Source organism: Arthrobacter phoenicis (genome assembly GCF_047238215.1).
GTDB lineage: Bacteria > Actinomycetota > Actinomycetes > Actinomycetales > Micrococcaceae > Arthrobacter.
This window is the reverse complement of record NZ_JBDFMK010000001.1, coordinates 3,037,017-3,057,601: the sequence shown is the minus strand read 5'-3', so window position 1 is coordinate 3,057,601 and position 20,585 is coordinate 3,037,017. Positions and strand designations below refer to the sequence as shown.

The following is a 20,585-nucleotide window of genomic DNA, read 5'->3' as shown; positions in this document are numbered from 1 at the left end:
GCTCGCAAGACATGTTGCGAGCGTGAAGCTCCTGACGCCGAAACCCGGAGTCCCGGGCGGATGCCAAAGGTTCTTCCCGCGGAGTGACCAAGCCCGGCGTAAGGTGCGCCGGACTTTCTCAAGTTCGAAAATGAGGAGAATTAAATGGCTCAGGGAACCGTCAAGTGGTTTAACGCTGAAAAGGGCTTCGGCTTCATTACCCCGGATGACTCCGACGGCGACGTCTTCGTCCACTACTCCGAAATCCAGACCGGCGGCTTCAAGACCCTCGATGAGAACCAGCGCGTTCAGTTCGAAATCGGCCAGGGTGCCAAGGGCCCCCAGGCCACCGGCGTCACGGTTGTCTAATTAAGCCTTCAGGAATGCGTTAGAAGCATTCCCGGCTAAAGAAAATGATCCCCGGCTTTTGCCGGGGATCATTTTTTTGCGGGCCGCCGTCCCGCTAGCGGACGAGCGTCCGCAGCAGGCGGGCGCTCTGGCGCACGGACAGGTCGGGCAGGTACGCCCGGCTGAGCGCCCGGCCCATGGCGGGAAGCTGCAGCGGGTCCTGATAGTACAGGTAGAGCGTGCGGTACTCGGGTTTGAAGCGGGACTTGAACGTCGCCAGCGAGCGGAAGCCGTAGACCGGCTCCAGCGCCCGGCCCACCACATCCAGGATCCCCGCCAGGCCCTCGCCGCCGGCACCGTCGGAGTCCCCGTCGCGGGATTCGTCGCGTGATTCGTCGCGTGCCAGCGGCGATCCGGAGAGGGAAATGACATCCACCGAGTCGCGCAGTTCCGTCACCGCGGAGGCGATCAGGAACTCCATCACCCCCGGGAAGGCGTCGCCGCGGCGCCGCATGAAGTCCAGGGTCCAGCTGACAAGCGCCCCGCCGTCGTACACGGGGAGCCAGCTGGTGACGCCCTGCACCCGGCCCTCCGCGTCCACGGCAAGGCAGCACAGCACCTCGTCGTCCATCAGCTCGTCCAGGCCTCCCAGCGTGAAGCCCATCTCGGGAACGGACTTCCGGGCCGCCCATTCCTCCGACACCTCGCTGAGCTGCGCGCGCAACGCCGGCGAGAAGTCCCGGTAGCGGCCCCAGACGGCGTGTACGCCGGTCTTGGTTGCCCGGTTCATCGCTGTGCGGACGTTCTGCCACTCCTTGCCCTTGAAGGTCAGCTCCTGCAGGCCCAGGCGCGTCTCCTGGGCAACCGCCAGCCGCCGGAAACCACGGGACTGAAGCAGCGGCCAGATTTCGTCCGTGCAGGAGTAGAAGCACGGGATCAGGGCGTTGTCGGCGCAGAAGTCCAGGAACCCGGCGGCGGTGTCCAGCCGGTTCGCCGCGAGGCCAAGCGGACCGCCGAGGGTCAGCGCCACATTGTTGTGCTGCTGGTAGGCCACCGCGCCGCGGGCGGCCTGGTTGAACCAGAATTTGTTCGGCTCCCAGAGCGCCATCCAAGAAAGCGAGTCGCCGCCCTGGTGCACCAGCCGGCGTGCCACCTCGCGGTCGCCGTGGCCGGCGTCGGTCCCGTGCGCCCGGCGCAGCAGCACCAGCCAGACACCGGCCAGCGCCACCACCCAGAAGGCGATGCCGGAGTAGGCGAAGAGGAAGGCCTCCACGGGGTTCCGGTCCTGGAAGACCCGGTTGTAGGTCCCCGGAATCGGCAAGGGCAAGTACTGCCGCGCCAGCTCGGCTGCCAGGCCCAGCCAGCCGCCGTCGCGCTCCAGTCCCCCGGCGGCGAACCAGGCGCCGGTGTACGCGCCGGCCAGGACGAGGAAGGTTCCGCCCACGGTCACGGCCAGGGTCCGCCGGGCACGCCGGGTGGTTTCGACCCGGAACAGCCGGCGGTTGGCGAACAGCAGCAGTACCAGCGCCAGCGGCACCGCCGCGAGCGGCAGGATGTGCACGAAGCCCGAGCCCATGATGGCCGTGTGCGGCCGGTTGGGGTAATGCGGGATGCGGGCGAAGAGGGCCAGGTAGACCGCGGCCAGCGCCGTCACGCCCAGCTGGACCAGGATGGCGATCCGCAGCGCGAGCTGCCGCCCGTGCCGCATGCCGTCGGCGCAGATGAGCAGGAGGACCACCGGCACCACGGCCAGGGCCAGGCCCAGCGGCCCGGCGAAGCCCAGCCGGCCCGCCTCCAGGCACGAGGCATCCACGGCGCCGCCGCAGTTCTGCTCCAGCTGGTTCAGCGTGGGCAGCGGGTTGAGTACGACGTCGCGCAGCAAGGCCAGCGGCCCGTTCGCGGTCCGTACCACCGCGGTCAGGATCGGCCCGACGGCGAAGATCGCCACGGTGAGCGAGAGCAGGTTCCGGGTCTCTCGCCCTGTGGAACGGTGCCGCTGCAGGGTGCCCATGTCCCCCTGCAGCCACCACCCGGCCAGCAGGCCGACCACGGCGCCGGAGAGGCCTACCACCGTCTCGGGGTGGCCCACGTACAGCACCAGCAGCAGCGCCACGGAAAGCACCGCGGTCCGCAGCCGGCGCTGCCAGAGGGTGGGCAGCAACCCGCAGGCGGCCAGGGCCACGGCGAGGATCGCCGCGTAGGGTCCTATCAGCGGGGCATCGACCATCAGGCCCAGCCAGCCGTCCCCGGCGTAGCGCGCCAGTTGGGTGACCAGCAGGAACAGGGACACCGCGGCGAACTGGCCGACGAGGAAAAACACGGCCGTGCGCAGGGAGCCCACCCGCCGCTCGGCCACGCCCATCAGGCCAAGGATCATCAGCGACGCAGCGAGGTAGGCCAGCGGGTTGGTCGCGAAGAACAGCGAGGTGAACATGGTCCACCAGTGCCCCGCCTGCAGCCCCTGGACGCTGACGGAGGCAAAGTCCAGGAGCGGCTCCGGCGGGCCGGCAAGGAAGCTGCCGGTGGCCGCTCCGGCGAAGAGGAAGAGCGCCAGGACCGACAGGGTGACGGGGAGCTGACGGGCCTGCCGGAGGATGCCGCGCAACCCGCTCACCGCTTGATCCCCCATCGTTGGGCGAGGAAGTCCAGGCCGCCGGGCATGCCGCGTGAGGCCGCTTCCCAGGAGTGCCCGGCGTTGGCGATCCGGTGGTCCTCCACGGTGAAGCCGGCCTTCCGTGCGGCCCCGGCGAGCAGGGCCATGTACTCGATGAACTCGGGGTCGCGTTCACCGGCACCGAAATACACGGCTTTGCCCTCGTACCGGCGTTCCTGCATCAGGCGCAGCGGGGTCTGTGCCTCGAAGGCCGCGGTGTCGCCGCCGAAGGAGGCATCGATGGTCTTGCGGCGTTCCTTGGCCAGGGACGGCTCCTTTTCGCTGGAGAACGCCAGGGCGGCGCTGTACACCTCGGGGTGGCGCGTCACCATCTCCATGGCACAGGTGGCACCGTAGGAAAATCCGCCGGCGGCCCACTGGTGCGGGTCGGCGTCGACGTCGAGGGTGGCACGGATCCAGTCCGGCACGTCGCGGGAGAGGAAGGTGTCGGCCTTGGCGATGCGGCTGTCCATGCAGAGCGTGTTGCCGGAGGCGGACCCGTTGGGGTCCACCACCACCGCGATCGGGGCCACACCGCCGTGGTCCGCGGCGAAGCGGTCCATGCGGCTGCGCAGGGCGCCGCCGGTCAGCCAGTCGGCCGGGGCCCCGGGCTGGCCCGAGACGAGGACCAGGACGGGCAGCGCGGGCCGGGGCGTGCCGCGGTAGGCCGGCGGGAAGTAGATGTAGGCGTCGCGGCTCTGGAAGCCCGACGCCGTGCCGGGAATGGTGGCCTTGCGGACCGTGCCGTCCGGCGGCAGGCCGTTCGGGGCGGTCCACTCGGCCAACGGAACCGCGGCGGCTCCCCCGGGCTGCTTGCGCAACGCGTCCTCCAGCACCGGAATGCGCGCGACGGCGGTGCCGGTCAGGTCGCTCACGGTGTGATTGAGGCCGAAGTAGGCGTTGATCTGGACGGCGGAGAGGAGCAGCACGCCCAGCAGGGCGGCCGTGGCCACTGCGGTGGCTCGTATCCGGTGCACCACCGGAACGACCGGTCCGGGGATGGCGGCCAGGAAGGGCCGGCGGCCCCAGATGCCGTGCAGCCGGAGCAGCCAGAACAGCAGGGCCGCGACGCCGGGAACGCTCCAGGCGAGTGTCTCCCAGGGCAGTTCCTCGGGGAAGACGGACAGGACGTAGATCAGGAGGAGGTGCACTCCGGCGACCAGCCCGGCGCCCAGCAGCAGGGCAGAACCGACGACCACCGCCGTCGCCCCGGGGGTGTGCCGGCGGCCGCTCTTCCAGAGCAGGTAGGCGGCGCCGGCGGCCGCCGCAGCCCAGGCAGCCCAGAGGACCGGCCCGTCCACCAGCCGGATGTCTTCGATGAAGTCCAAGGCGGTTAGCGCCAGGTGCCGACGCCGATGACGGGGCCGGCCTCAAGCCAGGAAGAGAGCCCGGTGTACGCGTCGAAGCGCATGGCCAGCAGGACGTCCCGGCCCTCGTAGCGCAGTTCGACGATCACCGACTCCGGCTGCACCTTCACCAGTTCGGTTTCGGTGGGCGGACGCCGGCCGATCAGCTCCAGGGAGCTGCGGCGGAAGGTGTATTTCGGACGGACGCTCAGGGAGGCAAGACGGAACCACTCAAGGTCGTTGTCCTGATAACGACAAACCCCCATCTGCCAGCTGTTTCCAGCTACGCAAATGGAGGCGTCCACCGTGCCCAGGGCGCGCCGCAGATTGATGCGGCGCACCCCGGAGAGGCACAGTGTAAAGACCAGCAACGCAAACGCCGTTGCCAGGATGATGAACGGAAGACCAGTATCGTCCATCAAGGTAGGGCTAGCGGATCCCCGCAGTAGCCGCATCACCCATCTGGGCGTTGTCGGCCACGATCACCACGCGGTTGTTGTCGACGGAGAAGAATCCGCCGTCAACGTCCACTGCGATGCGGTCACCGGAAACAGGCTCGATGGCCAGTTCACCTTCGGCCAGAATCGCCAGCAGGGGCGAGTGGCCGGGCAGGATTCCGATTTCACCATCGCTGGTGCGGGCCTTGACCATCTTGGCCGCTCCGGACCACACGAAGTGGTCCGCTGCGACAATCTCAACCTCAAGCTCAGCCATATTACTTGGTCTGTTCCTGGATCTTGGCCCACTGGCGCTCGACGTCATCCAGGCCGCCGACGTTGAAGAACGCCTGCTCTGCGATGTGGTCCAGCTCGCCGTCGCAGATCGCCGCGAAGCCTTCCACGGTGTCCTTGATGGACACGGTGGAGCCCTCGACGCCGGTGAACTGCTTGGCGGTGTAGGTGTTCTGCGAGAGGAACTGCTGGATACGGCGTGCACGCGACACGACGATCTTGTCCTCTTCGGAGAGCTCATCGACACCGAGGATGGCGATGATGTCCTGGAGTTCCTTGTTCTTCTGCAGGATCTGCTTCACGCGGACGGCCGTGTTGTAGTGGTCGTTGCCGATGTACTGCGGATCCAGGATGCGCGAGGTCGACGTCAGCGGGTCAACGGCCGGGTACAGACCACGGGAAGCGATTTCACGGGAGAGTTCCGTGGTCGCGTCGAGGTGTGCGAAGGTCGTTGCCGGAGCCGGGTCGGTGTAGTCATCTGCGGGAACGTAGATGGCCTGCATCGAGGTGATGGAGTGGCCCTTGGTCGAGGTGATGCGCTCCTGCAGGAGGCCCATCTCATCGGCCAGGTTGGGCTGGTAGCCCACGGCGGACGGCATGCGGCCGAGGAGGGTGGAAACCTCGGAGCCTGCCTGGGTGAAGCGGAAGATGTTGTCGATGAAGAGCAGCACGTCCTGGTTCTGCACATCGCGGAAGTACTCCGCCATGGTCAGGGCGGACAGGGCGACGCGCAGACGCGTTCCCGGCGGCTCATCCATCTGGCCGAAGACAAGGGCGGTGTCCTTGAGGACGCCTGCCTCTTCCATTTCGACCCAAAGGTCGTTGCCTTCACGGGTGCGCTCACCCACGCCGGCGAATACCGAGGTACCACCGAAGTTGCGGGCAACACGGGTGATCATTTCCTGGATCAGCACGGTCTTGCCGACGCCGGCGCCGCCGAACAGGCCGATCTTTCCACCCTTGATGTACGGGGTGAGGAGGTCGATGACCTTGATGCCGGTCTCGAGCATCTCGGTGGAGCCCTCGAGGGTCGCGAAGGCGGGGGCCTTGCGGTGGATCGGCCAGCGCTCGGAGACCTGCAGTTCGGACTCCGCAACGTCCAGGGGCTGGCCCAGGACGTTGAAGATGTGGCCCTTGACGCCGTCGCCGACGGGCACGGAGATCGGGGCACCGGTGTCGACCACGGTGGTGCCGCGGACCAGGCCGTCGGTCGCCTGCAGCGAGATGGCGCGGATGAGGTTGTCGCCGAGGTGCAGCGCAACTTCGAAGGTGATGGTCTTGGTCTCACCGTTGAGAGAAATCTCGGTGGTGAGAGCGTTGTAAATCGAGGGGATTGCGTCAGCCGGGAATTCGACGTCGACAACCGGGCCAATAACACGTGCAATACGGCCGGTGGCACCGGACGTCGCGGCTACGTGTTCGGTAGCAGTGGCAGTCATCTCTCTCACTTCACTCAGTAGATGGCGTGGGCGGTTAAGTTCGTTCTGTGGTGCAGGTACAGCTGGGCCCGTGACGGGCAGGCTAGGACGCGTTCAGTGCGTCGGCGCCTGCCACAATCTCGGAAAGCTCCTGCGTAATTTCAGCCTGGCGGGCAGTGTTGCGCAGACGCGTGTACTTCTTGATGAGCTCCGTGGCGTTGTCGCCGGCGGACTTCATCGCGCGCTGGCGGGCTGCGAGCTCGGAAGCTGCGGCCTGCAACATGGCGGCCAAGATGCGTGATTCGATGTAGCGCGGCAGCAGGGCATCGAGGACCTGCTCCGTCTCCGGTTCGAATTCGTAGAGCGGCAGCAACTCCGACTCGGAGGCAGCCTGTTCCTCGACGACCTCCAGCGGGAGCAGACGGATGACCGTCGGTTCCTGCGTCACCATGGACTTGAACCGCGTGTAGACGACGTGGATCTCGTCCACACCGCCCTCTTCGTAGACCTCGGCGAAGTCGGCCAGGAGGGCCTCGCCCACCTCACGTGCGGTCTCGAACTGCGGAGCGTCCGTGTTGCCGGTCCAGACCCGCTCGTAGGGACGGTTCCGGAAATCAAAGTACGCCTGGGCCTTGCGGCCCATCAGGTACATCTTGACGTCCTTGCCCTCCTCGTGGAGCAGCTCGACGAGGCCTTCGGCCTGCTTGAGCACGGTCGCGGAGTAGGACCCGGCGAGGCCGCGGTCGGAGGTGACGACCAGCACGGCGGCCCGGCGGATCTGCTCCGGCTCGGTCACCAGCGGGTGGTCGATTTCGCTCTGACTTGCGACAGCAGAAACGGCACGCGTAATCGCGTTTGCGTAAGGCAGTGAAGCCGCTACGCGTGCGCGGGCCTTGCCGATGCGCGAGGTAGCGATCAGTTCCATCGCCTTGAAGATCTTGCGCATCGACGTGGTCGAGCTGATCTTCTGGCGGTAGACCCGAATCTGGGCTCCCATACTTATCCTTTCCTAAGCTTCCGTTGGGCCGGGACTGCCGGACCCTCGAGGGGTCCGGCAGTCCCGGCCTACGGAACTAGCGCTTCTGCTTGACGATTTTTTCCTGGTCGACCTGGTCTTCATCGATCGGGGCGTACTCCTCGTGCCCCGCACCGACCAGCAGGCTGTCGCCCTCGCCGAAGAAGCCCTTCTTGAAGTCCACGATCGCGGTCTTCAGTGCTTCTGCGGTGTCGTCGCTCATCACGTTGGTCTGCGCCAGCGTGGTCAGGATGGAGGACTTGTGCTTGAGGTGCTCCAGGAACTCGGTCTCGAAGCGGTTGATGTCCTCAACCGGAACGTCGTCGAGGTAGCCGTTGGTGCCGGCCCAGATGGAAACGACCTGGTCCTCGACCGGGAACGGCGAGTACTGGCCCTGCTTCAGCAGTTCCATCAGGCGTGCGCCACGGGTCAGCTGCTGGCGGGAAGCCGCATCCAGGTCCGAGGCGAACATGGCGAAGGCCTGCATGTCGCGGTACTGGGCCAGTTCCAGCTTCAAGGTACCGGAGACCTTCTTCATCGACTTCACCTGCGCGGCGCCACCGACGCGGGACACGGAGACACCGACGTCGACGGCGGGACGCTGGTTGGCGTTGAAGAGGTCCGACTGCAGGAAGATCTGGCCGTCGGTGATCGAGATGACGTTGGTCGGGATGTAGGCGGACACGTCGTTCGCCTTGGTCTCGATCAACGGCAGACCGGTCATGGAACCTGCACCGAGTTCGTCGGAGAGCTTTGCACAACGCTCCAGCAGACGGGAGTGCAAGTAGAAGACGTCGCCCGGGTAGGCTTCGCGTCCCGGCGGGCGGCGCAGCAGCAGCGACACGGCGCGGTAGGCTTCGGCCTGCTTGGACAGGTCATCGAACACGATGAGGACGTGCTTGCCGCCGTACATCCAGTGCTGGCCGATGGCCGAACCGGCGTACGGTGCCAGGTACTTGAAGCCGGCCGGGTCGGATGCCGGGGACGCCACGATGGTGGTGTACTCCAGCGCGCCATTGTCCTCAAGGGTCTGGCGGACCGCCGCAATGGTGGACGCCTTCTGGCCGATGGCGACGTAGATGCAGCGGACCTGCTTGTTCACATCGCCCGAAGCCCAGTTGGCCTTCTGGTTGATGATGGTGTCGATCGCGATGGCGGACTTGCCGGTCTGGCGGTCACCAATGATCAGCTGGCGCTGGCCGCGGCCGATCGGGATCATCGCGTCGATGGCCTTCAGGCCGGTCTGCATCGGCTCGTGGACCGACTTACGCTGGGTCACGCCCGGGGCCTGGAGTTCCAGGGCACGGGTGGTCTCGGCCTTGATCTCGCCGAGGTCGTCAATCGGCTGGCCCAACGGGTCAACCACGCGGCCGAGGAAGGCGTCGCCCACGGGTACGGACAGAACCTGTCCGGTGCGGTGCACTTCCTGGCCTTCTTCGATGCCCTTGAAGTCACCGAGGACGATGACGCCGATCTCGCGGACGTCGAGGTTCTGGGCGAGGCCCAGCGTGCCGTCTTCGAAGCGAAGCAGCTCGTTCGCCATGACCGAGGGGAGGCCCTCAACACGGGCGATGCCGTCACCTGCGGTCGTTACACGGCCAACCTCTACGCGCTCTGCGTTACCGGGTTCGTAGGACGCCGCGAACTCGTTCAACGCATTACGGACGTCGTCGGCGTTGATGGTCAAATCGGCCATCTGCAGTCCCTGCTCTCCTGTTTTCGTGATCATCGTTGCTCACGATGACCGGGGTTTCTTGTCGGTAAGTTGTGCTTGTCCGGCTGACTAGGCAAGCTGTCGCTGGAGCTGGCCCAGGCGGGCGAGGACCGAAGCGTCAACCACTTCGTCACCAACCTGGATCCGGATTCCACCGATCAGTGCCGGGTCAATGTTCATGTTGAGCTTCAGCTCGCGGCCGTAGAGGGCGTTGAGCGCCGTCTGCAACCGGCCGGCCTGTGCCTCCGTCAGCGGACGGGTGACGCTGACCGTGGCAATCCAGCGCTGCTGGCGCTTGGCTGCAAGCTCCGCAAAACGGCTGACGAGCCGGGTGACCTTGAGTCCTCGGGGCTGCGCGACGGCCTGGCCGATGAGGACCTTGGCTTCCTCGCTGGCACCGGGGACGAGCTTGGCTGCAAGGGCAGCCTTGGCTGCCTGGCTCGCCTGCGGCTCGGACAAGGCACGCTGAACCTCGTGGCTGGCGTCGACGGCCCGGTTGAAGCTGAAGAGGTCGTTCTCCAGCTCCTCCAGTCCGCTGAGGCCCGAGGCAGAGACTGCCGACTTGTTTTCAGCAACGGCAATGACCACCGTGGCGGCCAGGGTCTCGAGTGCATCGCCGATGTCGCGGGCCGATGCCCAGCGTGAGCCGGCCAGTCCGCTCGCGATCTGCACGGCGTCAGCGGAGACTTTTCCGCTGAACAGCTGCGTGACCAGCGCCGACTTCTCGCTGCCGGTGCGGGACGGGTCGGTCAGGGCGCGGCGCAGGCCAGCTGAGCTGTCCACCGTTCCCAGGATTCCGAAGAGTTCCTTAGCCAACTGCAGCGACGCGTTGGGAAGCGTGGGCTCCAACGCGGCGAGTGCCGCGGTCAGCGATTCGCTCGATACACCTGCCATTACTTAGCTGCACCTGCGCTCTGGTTCTCCAGATCTGCCAGGAAACGATCGACCACGCGGGCCGAACGTGCATCGTCGGTGAGGGCCTCGCCGACGATCCGGCTTGCCAGCGTGGTGGCCAGCGTGCCGACCTCCGCGCGCAGGGACACAACGGCCGCCTGACGCTCGGATTCGATCTGGGCGTGTGCCTGGGCGGTGATGCGGGCAGACTCAGCAGCTGCCTTCTCCTTCAGATCCGCCAGGATCTGGGCGCCTTCGGCACGGGCTTCCTCGCGGATGCGGTTGGCCTCGGTGCGGGCATCCGTCAGCTGCTGCTTGTACTCTTCGAGTGCCGCAGTGGCCTCAGCCTGGGCCTTCTCGGCCTTGGCAATGCCGCCCTCAATCGCCTCGGCACGCTCTGCGAAGTTCTTCTCGAACATCGGGACAACGTACTTCGTCACGATGTAAAGGAGGACAGCAAAGCCTACGAGGACGACAAACATTTCCCAGATGTTGGGAACGAGGGGGTTGGACCCGGCCTCGCTGGCGGCTGAGATGATCAGCTGCTTCATATTTCACCCGTCCTTATCTACTCGGTTCTGGATGTTCGCTGGTGTTCTGAAGGTTTACTTGAGAACGAATGCGAAGACCAGGCCGAGGATGGCGAGGGCTTCAGTCAGCGCGAGGCCGAGGAATGCGATCGGCTGCAGGACGCGCTGGGCTTCCGGCTGACGTGCAACGCCGTTGATGTAAGCAGCGAACACGAGACCCACACCGATACCACCGCCGATGGCGGAGAGGCCGTAGCCGATGAGGTTGAGGGAGCCGTTGATGGAGCCTTCCATTTTTCTTCCTTTCAAGATGCCACCCGTGTGGCAGGTTGTTTGGGTTGCTTCATCCCCCGGAGGGGAAGTCTGTTGGAGCCTTAGTGGCTGTCGGCGTGCAGTGCGCCTTCGATGTAGATCGCGGTCAGCAGCGTGAAGACGTACGCCTGCAGCGCCATGATCAGCGCCTCCAGCATGTACATCGCCAGCGAGCCGGCGAGGACCAGAACCGAGGCGCCCTTGAGCAGGACGTTCTCCTGCATGACCAGGAACTCGATACCGGAACCGGCGATCATCACGATCAGGTGGCCGGCCAGCATGGTGGCGAACAGACGGAGGCTGTGCGTCACCGGGCGGACCAGGAAGTTGGAGATGATCTCGATCGGGATAACGATCGGAAGAATGTAGACCGGCACGCCGCTGGGGACCGTGGCCAGCTTGAAGTACTTCAGGCCGTTCTTCTTGATGCCGATGGCAATCCAGGTCACGTAGACGATGGCCGCCAGCACGTAGGCGCCGCCGACGTGGGAGAAGCTCGGGAGCTGGATCACCGGGATGGCGCCGTAGATGTTGTTCACCAGGATGAAGAAGAACAGGCTGAACAGCAGCGGGACGTACTTGATGAAGTCCTTGCCGCCGATGATGTCCTTGGCGATGCCGTTCCGGACGAAACCGTAGGCGGCCTCGCCGGCGAACTGCAGCTTGCCCGGAACGAGCTGCTGCTTCCGCGCGGCCAACACGAAGAAGGTGGCGATAATGACGACCGAGAGGATCACCAGCAGCATCTGCTTGGAGAATCCTTCGGCAGCACCCCAGGGCAGGATTGCCGGCAGGTGCATTTGTTCAATTCCGGGAGGAGTAAACTCTCCTGAATCTTGGGCCGGGAGCGCAAGCGCGATCAACGCGTTTCCTCTCTGCAGTGTCCATCATTGGGCGTTGGGCGGGGAGCGACGGCATTGCTGCCAACCAGTCCCCCTCTGAAATTTTTTGGCATTACTGTTCCGCGTCCTTGGACGGGCCACCTGCAGCGCCGTCTTCGCCAGCCGTAGACCGGTGGCTGGTGAGGCCGTGCATATGAGAAAGATAGAACCCTCCCGCAGCTCCAAGCAGGGCGCCTGCGAGCACAATCCAGCGGGTTCCCCACAGATTATCCAGACCCCACCCTATCAAACTCCAGACGATGATTCCGCCAACAATGTAGCTGAACACTGCGATCCCGGCGTTGTATCCGCCGTCGTCGCCGTCCTTCGATACGCCGGGGGCACCGGCGGTACCGCGCGGCTTCCGGGGGGTGTTCTCGTCTCGCTCTTTACGGTCCGGCATGGGGTCCGCCTTCCGTGGAGTCGGGGTCGTTGTAGATCTGCAGCCGGGCCTTGCTGAAGCCGATGATCTCGGCAGCCTGCCAGGCTACGACGGTCACGACGGCGCCGATCAGGAACCAGCGGGCGTGCAGCCATTCCGGGGCACCCAGGACGAACAGGACGACGGCAAAGCCGACGACCTTGATGAAGTAGGTGGCGACGAACATGCCGATCGCCCCGGAGGGATTGTTCCGGCCGACGAAGTGGCCGACCAGCAGGCTGATGGCGAAGAACGCCATCACCAGGACACCGCCGAAGGTGCTGGAGAGGGCACCGAAGCCGCCGTTGAAGATCCAGGCCGGAACGGCCGTCACCACCAGTGCGGCGGCGGCAGTCAGCGAACTGAGCGCCAGCAGGCGCAGCCAGAGCGACGAGGTGGGCCCAGAAACGCCGACGCGTCCGCGGCCGGGCGTGCGTCCGGGCTCGGCGTTGGAGGTCATGGGATCCCAATCGTCGCTGGCGGTAAGGGCGGGGGTGCGGAGAAGTCCGCCCCTGAATTCTACACGAGATAGAACATGGCTAGGCCACGGGGAGGCGGGTGACCTTGGACTTGCGGCGGTAGCGGCGGATGAGGTCCGGGCTGGCCACGTACAGCACCAGCACCGCCAGGCTGGCCGCGACGCAGAGCGCCACGACGGGCAGCGGCGCCGTCGCGGCGGTGAAGCCAAGGACGATCACGGCAGCGGTGCAGACGGTGACCGCGGCGGAGGACTGCAGGTGCGAGAAGCCGACGTCGGTCAGCCGCTGGTAGACGTGCTCGCGGTGCGAGGCGTACCAGCGCTCCCCCGCCTTGATCCGGCGCAGCAGCGTGTAGCCGGTATCCGCCACGTAGACCAGGATCGGCGAGAGCACGTATTCGACGTACACGCCGGTGAAGAACCCGGCGATGGCGAGGGCGGCCACGGAAGCCCCGAGGAGGTAGCTTCCGACGTCGCCGAGGAACACCGAGCCCCGGCCCAGGTTCCAAGGCAGGAAGCCGAGGAAGGCCATGGCCAGGATGGCGCCGCCGGCGGTGAGCCAGGGCTGGTCCGAGAGGGATCCGGCGGCCGCGTAGGCGGCGCCCACGATAACTCCGTGCATGCCGGAGATGCCGTTGATGCCGTCCATGAAGTTGGCGATGTTGACGTAGGCGGCGACCGCGACGGCGGCCAGCGGCAGCCACCAGAACGACTGGCCCGTCATGACGATCAGCACTGCCGAGCCCGCGGCCCCGATGCCCAGCTGGGCTGCGGCACGGCCACGGATGGAGAGCCCTCGCAGGTCTTCGGTCCAGCCGACGGCGGCGCATGCGCCGATCATCAGCAGTACGACGGCGAACACCGCACGGTTGACGGTGACGGCGCCAGTCAGGACGGCCACAACATAGCCGGCCGCGGTGGCCAAGGCCGCGGCCAGGCCCATCCCGCGGATGGTGGTCTTCACATGCGAGGACCGCGCGGACGGCACGTCCACCACGCCGAGGCGGATCAGCCAGGGCTTCACCGCGTAGGGCAGCAGCAGGCTGGCCAGGAGCGTGGCGGCGGCGGTGACCAGCAGGGCGGTCACGAGGCGACCCGGACGATCCTGATCGGCCCCGTCTCGTCCGACTCGTCGTCGGGGATCTCCGCGATGCTGGCGCCCTGTTCCGCCTCGCAGCGTTCCAGCCAGACGCCGAGGTCCAGCGTGGCCGGGTCCTGTTCGGTGGCGCGGGTGTGCGAAATCTTCGGGTGCAGCGGGCGCTGGTCCAGCTCGCCGGTGCCCACGAGCTCCTCGTGCAGCTTCTCCCCCGGCCGCAGCCCGGTGTAGATGATCTCCACCTTCTTGCCGGACATGGCGATCATGCGTTGTGCCACGTCAAGGATCTTGACCGGTTCGCCCATGTCCAGGATCAGCACGTCGCCGCCGGCGCCGATGGCTCCGGCCTGGATGACCAGCTGGCAGGCCTCGGGGATGGTCATGAAGAAGCGGGTGACCTCGGGATCGGTCACGGTCACCGGACCGCCGACGCGGATCTGCTCGGTGAAGAGCGGAAGCATGGATCCGCGGCTGCCCATGACGTTGCCGAAGCGGACGGAGACGAACCTGCCGCCGGTCTGGCCCGCCATCCAGGCGGTCAGCTTCTCCGCGACGCGCTTGGAGTGGCCCAGGGCGGTGGTGGGGTTCGCGGCCTTGTCCGTGGAGATGTTCACGAAGTGGGAGACCCCGGCACTCCGGGCGGCTTGCAGGACGTTCAGCGTGCCGCAGACGTTGGTCTTCCAGGCCTCGACCGGGTACTGCTGCAGCAGCGGCGCGTGCTTCAGTGCGGCCGCGTGGAAGACCACCTCCGGACGGCGGTCGGTGAAGATCTCCTTCAGGGCCTCACCGTCGCGGATGTTCGCCAGCACGGTGTCCCGGCCGGCCAGCAGGCCGCGGCCGGTGATGGAGATCTGGGTCTGCTGGAGTCCGGTCTCGTCGTGGTCGAGCATGATCAGCTCGGCGGGGCCGAACGGCATGATCTGGCGGCACAGCTCGGAGCCGATCGAACCGCCGGCGCCGGTGACCAGCACACGCTTGCCCTTGATGTAGCCGGCGATCTCGTCGACCTTGATGTCCACCGGGCGGCGGCCGATGAGGTCCTCCACCGCGACGTCGCGGAAGTCGGAGAACCCGGCGGGGGCGGAGCCGCCGAGCATGTCCCGCAGCGGCGGCAGCACCAGCACCCGGATGTTCAGGCCGGCGACGGCATCGGAGATGCGCCGGACCACGGACGCCTCGACGTTGGCGAACGCCAGCACCAGGACCCTGGCGCGGGTGCGGCGGATGATGGCGGGAAGGTCCTCGCCTCTGCCCTGGACCTGGACGCCGGAGAGCCGGAGGTGCTTCTTGGCAGGATCGTCATCGATCAGGCCCACCGGGAAGTACGGGGACTCCGGATCTTGGATCATCCGGGTGAGGAGGGAGTTGCCGAGGAAGCCGGCGCCGTAGATGAGGGTGTTCTGCGCGCCGTCGCCGGGCCGGGTGCGGCTCTCGACGTACAGCCGCTTGGCGTAGCGGGCGGCACCCATGAAGAGGCAGGCGAACGGGAACGCGATCAGGCCGACGCTGCGGCCGATGTTGATGGCTTCGTAGAGCACCAGCAGGCTGGCGGTGATGGAGGCGGCGACGATCACGGTGACGAAGACCAGGGCCCGCGCCTCCTGGAAGCTTCCGAACGGGTAGCGGCCGCGGTAGAGGGCCAGCGCGTAGCCGGTCAGCACCTGGACGACGACGGCGATCGCCGCGATTACGGCGGCACCGGCGAACTGCTCGACGCGGATCCCCATCTCGTAGCGCAGCAGCAGGGCCAGGATCACGGCCACCACCCAGGACATGGAGTCCAGGATGAGCTGGATCCAGATCCAGAGGGCCGGCTTTTCGTCCCGGATCTGCTCGGATTCTCGAGGTTCAGATTTCGTAGTCAACAGAGTGTGCAACCGACTTCCAGTACTGCGGCGGCAAGGCGCCTGGGTCAAAAAAGTACCCGCGCGGGACTGTCGGACAGCGCGGAACCTAGAACGATACTAAGCCGTTTCGTTCCCGCGGCCCGCATCTACGGGCAGCGGCGGCATGGGTTTCCAGGCCCGGTCGCGAAGGATTTCGCGCGATTCGCGCCATCCCTGCCAGAGCGCAGCTACCCCCTTGAGGGTGCGTTCGACAAGGACCAGGCGGGCGATTTCCTTGCCGAAGGTCAACGCCGTACCGGCCGCAAAGCCGGCCCGGTTGAACTTGCCGTGGGCCCGGAGGTACTGGGCGACGTGGCCGCGGTTGCGCATCACGTAGCGCCGGCTCAGGTCGGAGGAATCGTTGAGGTGGCGCAGGCCGAGGTCCACCTGGCGCTGCGCCCGCACCTTCCGGATCACGAACGCATTGACGTACACCACCGGCGTGCGCTGCGCGGCGAGCCAGCCGTAGACGGCGTCGTCCCAGGTGATGAAGAAGCGCGGATCGGGAAGGCCGATCTCGCGCGCCACGGACGCCCTGATCAGCATGCCCTCGAAGTTGCCCACGTTGGTGCGGAAGACGTCGGAGTGCTTGAACACGTCGCGGGATACCGGGAGGAAGACGCCGAGGGCGTCGACGAAGTGGTGCTGCCAGAAAAAGGGTTGGCCGTTGGCGTCGTAGCGGCGTCCCACGATGCATGAGTAGTCCGGCGTGAACCTCGCCAGCGCGTCGACAGCCCCGGGGAGGACCTCGACGTCGTCGTCCATCAGCCAGAGCCATTCGGCGCCGGCCGCCAGCGCGAGTTCGACGCCACGGGAGAAACCGCCGGCTCCCCCGGCGTTGGTCTCCAGCCGCTCGTACTGCAGGGGAAGGTCGCCCGCGGTCCTGGCCCGGTCGACCACCACGGCGGTGCCGTCCGTGCTGGCGTTGTCGACGACGATGATTCCCTCGGGTTTCGTGTCGAGGCTGGCGAAGGAGTCCAGCAGGTTCGCCAGGAACTCCGCCCGGTTGTACGTGACGACGACGGCGTAGAGCTTCTCCACGCCGCCTAGCCGTTCCGGGCCATCAGGTCCGCGGGTGCGCCGAAGCCCTTGCCCATGAACCCGGTGGAGTAGGCGCGGAACCAGTGTGCCAGCCCCTTCAGGTCTCCGGCCTTCAGGAAGTAGTACGGGAAGCCGACCACGTCCGCGCCGAACCAGCGCAGGTTGCGGTATTTCCGGGTCAGGTAGCCACGGTTGCGGAAGTAGCAGTACCGCTTGAAGTTGCCTTCCGGAATGACCGGGGTGATGAAGCCGCCGAAGACCGGCTTCATCTCGGTCCAGGTGGCGGGGTGCTGGACGGCGACGGTGGCCAGGGTGCCGTACTTGAGCCCGGCCTTCTTGACCCGGGACAGGAAGTCGACCTCGTCGCCGCGGATGAAGAACTTCACGTCCGGAATGCCGATCGTGTAGAAGACCTCGGTGCGGATCAGGGCGCCGTTGAAGAAGTGGACCATGTCCGGCAGGTAGCCCATCGGGGCCAGGCGGGACCGGTCGTTGGTGAGCAGGCCGTTGATCCGGAAGTTGAAGGAGAGCCGGTTGGGATCGGCCGTGGCCGCGACCAGGGGGCTGATGATGTCCAGCCCATGTTCGTCGGCGGCCTTGAGGAGCTCCTCGAGGCAGCTGGCGTCCTCCGGGTGCCCGTCGTCGTCCATCATCCAGATCCACTCCGCGCCGGAGGCCATGGCGGCCAGGATCGCGTAGGCGAAGCCGCCGGCTCCGCCGAGGTTCGCCTCGGAGCGCAGGTAGTTGATGTTGTCCATGCCCTGTTCGGCGACCAGCCGGTCGGCCGGGTCCGTGCCGGAGTCCACCAGGGCGATCGAGTGGATCTGGGCCGTCTGTGCGGCGAGGCCCTTCAGCAGCAGGGCGAGTTCCTCGTGGCGGTTGAAGGTGACGGCCGCGACGGCGACTTTGGGCTGCACTCTAGGCCTCCGGGGTTTCTGCGGTCTCGACAGTCGGTTCCTCGACAGCCGTTTCCCCCGCGGCGAGCTCTTCCGCGGCCGCCGGTTCCTCGCCGGCACCGAGCACGCCGGGCACCACCTCGCGGATCCGTTCCAGGCTGATGGCGCCCTGCCGGACCACGCGCAGCGGCAGCGACGTCGCGTCGATGATGGTCGACGGCGCGGACTCGGCCTCGCCGTCCACTGGACGGCGGCCGCCCTCGAGGTAGACCTCCACGGACTCGGCGAGCATCGCCTCGGCCTCGGCGGCGGTCTGCGCGGCGGGCCGGCCGGTGCGGTTGGCGGAGGAGACCGCCAGCGGCCCGGTCAGCGTGAGCAGGTCCTGGGCGACGTCGTCGGCCGGCAGGCGCAGCGCGACGGTGCCTTTGGTCTCCCCGAGATCCCAGTCCAGGGAGGGCTGGGCGTGCAGAATGAGGGTCAGGCCGCCGGGCCAGAAGGCCTCGGCCAGCTTGCGGGCCTCCGCGGGAACCTCGGTGGCCAGGCCGTCGAGGGCATTCAGCCGCGGAATCAGGACCGGCGGCGGCATCTGCCGGCTGCGGCCCTTGGCGGCCAGCAGCAGGGTCACGGCCATCGGCGAGAAGGCGTCCGCGCCGATGCCGTACACCGTGTCGGTGGGCAGGACGACGCATTTATTCTCGCGGATCGCCTTCTGGGCGTGTTCCAGTCCGGCCGCGCGCTGGGCCGCATCGTTGCAATCGTAGCTAGTGGTCACTGGCCTATCCTTTCATTCCGGGCTGGGCTTCGCGGTCCGCGCCGCCGGTGGGGCTTGCCAGGCGCCGGGCGCTGGTGGCCCGCTCCCGGCCGTTGAGGTCCAGATGGGTGGTGATACCGGTCCAGTGGCCGGTGGCCTCCATCATCCGGGCGATCCAGCCGGCCTGCACCTCGGCGTGCTCCATCACGAAGTAGCCGCCGGGGACCAGCAGCCGCGCGGCGGACGCCGCGGCCGCCGCCGGGAGTTCCATGCCGTCCGCTCCCCCGCCGTACAGCGCCTCGGGCGGATCGTGCAGGGCCACCTCGGGTTCGTTGGGCACCGCTTCGGCCGGGATGTACGGCGGGTTGGACACGACGACGTCGAACGTTCCGTCGTGCTCCGGCAGCGCGTCGCGCAGGTCGCCGCGGACCAGCCGGACCCCCAGTGGTAGCAGGTTCTTCGCCGCCCAGGCGTGCGCGAATTCGCTGTATTCGACCGCGTGCACCTCCGCGCCGGGGACCTCGTGCGCAATCGACCCGGCGATCGCCCCCGAGCCGGTGCCGAGGTCCGCCACCTTGGGCCTGGCGGGCCGGCCTGGCGCCGCCAGCCAATCGATGACCAACTGGACCACGGACTCGGTCTCCGGACGCGGGATGAAGACTCCGGGGCCGACGGCGAGTTCGAGGTAGCGGAAATGCGCCACCCCGGTGATGTGCTGCAGCGGGATCCGGCGCGCGCGTTCGGCCACAAGATCCGCGTACCCCTCCGGGGCCGGACTGTCGCCGAGCAGGAGGGCGCGGAGCCGCCCCGGCCCGACGCCCAGGAGGTGGCCCGCGAGGAGCTCCGCGTCGACCTTGGGGCTCGGCACGCCGGCGGCGGCCAGCACCGCCGTCGCCCCGCGGACGGCGTCGGCGAGGCTCTGTGCGGGATCAGGCGTCATCGTGGTCGGTCATCAGTCTCGTCGGATGGTCGCGCCGGGGCGCTAGTCGCCGATGGCGTCGAGGCGGGACTGTTCGTCCATCTCGATGGCGGACTGGATCACCGGTTCCAGGTCGCCGTTCATCACCTGGTCGAGGTTGTACGCCTTGTAGCCGGTGCGGTGGTCCGCGATCCGGTTTTCCGGGTAGTTGTAGGTGCGGATGCGCTCCGAGCGGTCCATGGTGCGGATCTGCGACTTGCGCTGCGCCGAGTTCTCGGCGTCGATCTGCTCCTGCTGGTGGGCCAGGATGCGGGCGCGGAGCACGCGCATGCCGGCCTCGCGGTTCTGCAGCTGGGATTTCTCGTTCTGCATCGCGACGACGATGCCGGTGGGAAGGTGGGTGATGCGCACCGCGGAGTCGGTGGTGTTCACGGACTGGCCACCCGGGCCGGAGGAACGGTAGACGTCGATCTTGAGGTCGTTCTGGTTGATTTCCAGTTCCTCGGGCTCGTCCACCTCGGGCAGCACCAGGACGCCGGCGGCGGAGGTGTGGATCCGGCCCTGGGATTCGGTGACGGGCACACGCTGGACGCGGTGGACGCCGCCTTCGAACTTAAGCCGGGCGAAGACGCCTTCGGCGGGGTCGTTGGAGTTGCCCTTGACGGCCATCTGGACGTCCTTGTAGCCGCCCAGGTCCGACTCGGTAGCGGAGATAATCTCAGTCTTCCAGCCGCGGGATTCCGCGTAGCGGCTGTACATCCGCAGCAGGTCGGCGGCGAACAGGGCAGCCTCGTCGCCGCCTTCGCCGCCCTTGACCTCAAGGATCACGTTGCGGGCGTCGTCCGGGTCGCGCGGGATCAGCAGACGGCGCAGCTTCGCGGCGGCCGTCTCCAGGGACTCCTCCAGCTCGGGCACCTCGGCCGCGAACTCGGGATCCTCGGCAGCCATCTCCTTCGCCGCGGCCAGGTCATCGTTGAGTGCCTCCCAGCGGTGGTAGGCCTCCACGATGCCGTTCAGCTGCGCGGACCGCCGCCCCAGCTTCCGGGCCAGCTTCTGGTCGGCATACACAGCAGGATCCCCGAGCTGCGCCTGGATAGCAGCATGCTCATCCAACAGCCCCTGTACGGACTCAAACATTTCAAAACCTCTTTCGACTTGGAACCAAGTCTAGTTATGCGGGCGGTTCCTCTTAAACCAACAGCCGCTCAAAATATGCCGGCCAGGGAGTGGCTTCGGGCCTGCCGGAGCCGGGTGGCTGACGATCGCAGATCGTCAG

The 20,585-nt window shown here is 67.0% G+C and carries 21 protein-coding genes; 1 reads left to right on the top strand and 20 read right to left on the bottom strand.

Going from position 1 to position 20,585, the window contains the following annotated elements; translation table 11 throughout:
• The first annotated feature begins 144 nt into the window (after positions 1-144).
• The gene (locus ABC337_RS14345) at positions 145-348 is read left to right on the top strand and encodes a cold-shock protein (protein ID WP_003804766.1); all 204 of its coding nucleotides are present in this window, start codon (positions 145-147) and stop codon (positions 346-348) included.
• 94 nt (positions 349-442) lie between these two features.
• Here the strand turns inward: ABC337_RS14345 and ABC337_RS14340 are convergent, their stop codons facing one another.
• From ABC337_RS14340 to prfA, 20 genes are all read right to left on the bottom strand, one after another.
• Positions 443-2,956: a rhomboid family intramembrane serine protease gene (locus ABC337_RS14340; protein ID WP_412883403.1), complete on the bottom strand. Its 2,514-nt coding sequence runs from the start codon at positions 2,954-2,956 to the stop codon at positions 443-445.
• Positions 2,938-4,308, bottom strand: a complete 1,371-nt coding sequence (locus ABC337_RS14335; protein WP_412883404.1) for an alpha/beta hydrolase — start codon at positions 4,306-4,308, stop codon at positions 2,938-2,940. The genes ABC337_RS14340 and ABC337_RS14335 overlap by 19 nt, the downstream gene beginning before the upstream one ends.
• Positions 4,309-4,313: 5 nt before the next feature.
• Positions 4,314-4,745 carry a DUF2550 domain-containing protein gene (locus ABC337_RS14330; RefSeq protein ID WP_412883405.1) on the bottom strand — a complete coding sequence of 144 codons (432 nt, stop codon included), beginning with the start codon at positions 4,743-4,745 and terminating at the stop codon, positions 4,314-4,316.
• 10 nt (positions 4,746-4,755) lie between these two features.
• Positions 4,756-5,040 (bottom strand): F0F1 ATP synthase subunit epsilon, encoded by a 285-nt coding sequence (locus tag ABC337_RS14325; RefSeq protein ID WP_412883406.1) that lies wholly within the window; start codon positions 5,038-5,040, stop codon positions 4,756-4,758.
• Between the two features lies 1 nt (position 5,041).
• Entirely contained in the window at positions 5,042-6,496 is a 1,455-nt protein-coding gene (atpD, locus tag ABC337_RS14320) for a F0F1 ATP synthase subunit beta (protein WP_290257407.1), read from the bottom strand.
• 82 nt (positions 6,497-6,578) lie between these two features.
• Positions 6,579-7,472: a F0F1 ATP synthase subunit gamma gene (locus tag ABC337_RS14315; protein WP_412883407.1), complete on the bottom strand. Its 894-nt coding sequence runs from the start codon at positions 7,470-7,472 to the stop codon at positions 6,579-6,581.
• A gap of 76 nt (positions 7,473-7,548) precedes the next feature.
• A complete protein-coding gene (atpA, locus tag ABC337_RS14310) occupies positions 7,549-9,186 on the bottom strand; it encodes a F0F1 ATP synthase subunit alpha (RefSeq protein ID WP_290257405.1) in 1,638 nt (545 codons plus the stop codon).
• Between the two features lie 87 nt (positions 9,187-9,273).
• Positions 9,274-10,098, bottom strand: coding sequence for a F0F1 ATP synthase subunit delta (locus tag ABC337_RS14305; protein WP_412883408.1), 825 nt, complete (start codon positions 10,096-10,098; stop codon positions 9,274-9,276).
• Positions 10,098-10,649, bottom strand: a complete 552-nt coding sequence (locus ABC337_RS14300; protein ID WP_364134739.1) for a F0F1 ATP synthase subunit B — start codon at positions 10,647-10,649, stop codon at positions 10,098-10,100. Before ABC337_RS14300 ends, ABC337_RS14305 begins: the two co-directional genes overlap by 1 nt.
• Before the next feature lie 54 nt (positions 10,650-10,703).
• Positions 10,704-10,922: an ATP synthase F0 subunit C gene (atpE, locus tag ABC337_RS14295; protein ID WP_003804776.1), complete on the bottom strand. Its 219-nt coding sequence runs from the start codon at positions 10,920-10,922 to the stop codon at positions 10,704-10,706.
• Between the two features lie 80 nt (positions 10,923-11,002).
• Entirely contained in the window at positions 11,003-11,803 is an 801-nt protein-coding gene (atpB, locus tag ABC337_RS14290) for a F0F1 ATP synthase subunit A (RefSeq protein WP_146337178.1), read from the bottom strand.
• Positions 11,804-11,894: 91 nt separating this feature from the next.
• The gene (locus ABC337_RS14285; RefSeq protein ID WP_412883409.1) at positions 11,895-12,224 is read right to left on the bottom strand and encodes a hypothetical protein; all 330 of its coding nucleotides are present in this window, start codon (positions 12,222-12,224) and stop codon (positions 11,895-11,897) included.
• Positions 12,211-12,702: a Cg1360 family ATP-synthase-associated protein gene (locus ABC337_RS14280; protein ID WP_412883410.1), complete on the bottom strand. Its 492-nt coding sequence runs from the start codon at positions 12,700-12,702 to the stop codon at positions 12,211-12,213. The genes ABC337_RS14285 and ABC337_RS14280 overlap by 14 nt, the downstream gene beginning before the upstream one ends.
• 79 nt (positions 12,703-12,781) lie before the next feature.
• Complete coding sequence (locus ABC337_RS14275; RefSeq protein WP_412883411.1) at positions 12,782-13,807, bottom strand: MraY family glycosyltransferase; 1,026 nt, start codon at positions 13,805-13,807, stop codon at positions 12,782-12,784.
• Positions 13,804-15,681 carry a polysaccharide biosynthesis protein gene (locus ABC337_RS14270; protein ID WP_412883412.1) on the bottom strand — a complete coding sequence of 626 codons (1,878 nt, stop codon included), beginning with the start codon at positions 15,679-15,681 and terminating at the stop codon, positions 13,804-13,806. Before ABC337_RS14270 ends, ABC337_RS14275 begins: the two co-directional genes overlap by 4 nt.
• A 99-nt stretch (positions 15,682-15,780) precedes the next feature.
• On the bottom strand, positions 15,781-16,743 hold the full coding sequence (locus tag ABC337_RS14265; RefSeq protein WP_412883413.1) for a glycosyltransferase: 963 nt from the start codon (positions 16,741-16,743) through the stop codon (positions 15,781-15,783).
• Positions 16,744-16,748: 5 nt separating this feature from the next.
• On the bottom strand, positions 16,749-17,660 hold the full coding sequence (locus ABC337_RS14260; RefSeq protein WP_412883414.1) for a glycosyltransferase: 912 nt from the start codon (positions 17,658-17,660) through the stop codon (positions 16,749-16,751).
• A gap of 1 nt (position 17,661) precedes the next feature.
• On the bottom strand, positions 17,662-18,411 hold the full coding sequence (locus ABC337_RS14255; protein ID WP_400158764.1) for an L-threonylcarbamoyladenylate synthase: 750 nt from the start codon (positions 18,409-18,411) through the stop codon (positions 17,662-17,664).
• 4 nt (positions 18,412-18,415) lie between these two features.
• Positions 18,416-19,330, bottom strand: a complete 915-nt coding sequence (gene prmC / locus ABC337_RS14250; RefSeq protein WP_412883415.1) for a peptide chain release factor N(5)-glutamine methyltransferase — start codon at positions 19,328-19,330, stop codon at positions 18,416-18,418.
• A gap of 42 nt (positions 19,331-19,372) precedes the next feature.
• A complete protein-coding gene (gene prfA, locus ABC337_RS14245) occupies positions 19,373-20,446 on the bottom strand; it encodes a peptide chain release factor 1 (RefSeq protein WP_290257390.1) in 1,074 nt (357 codons plus the stop codon).
• Between the last annotated feature and the right edge of the window lie 139 nt (positions 20,447-20,585).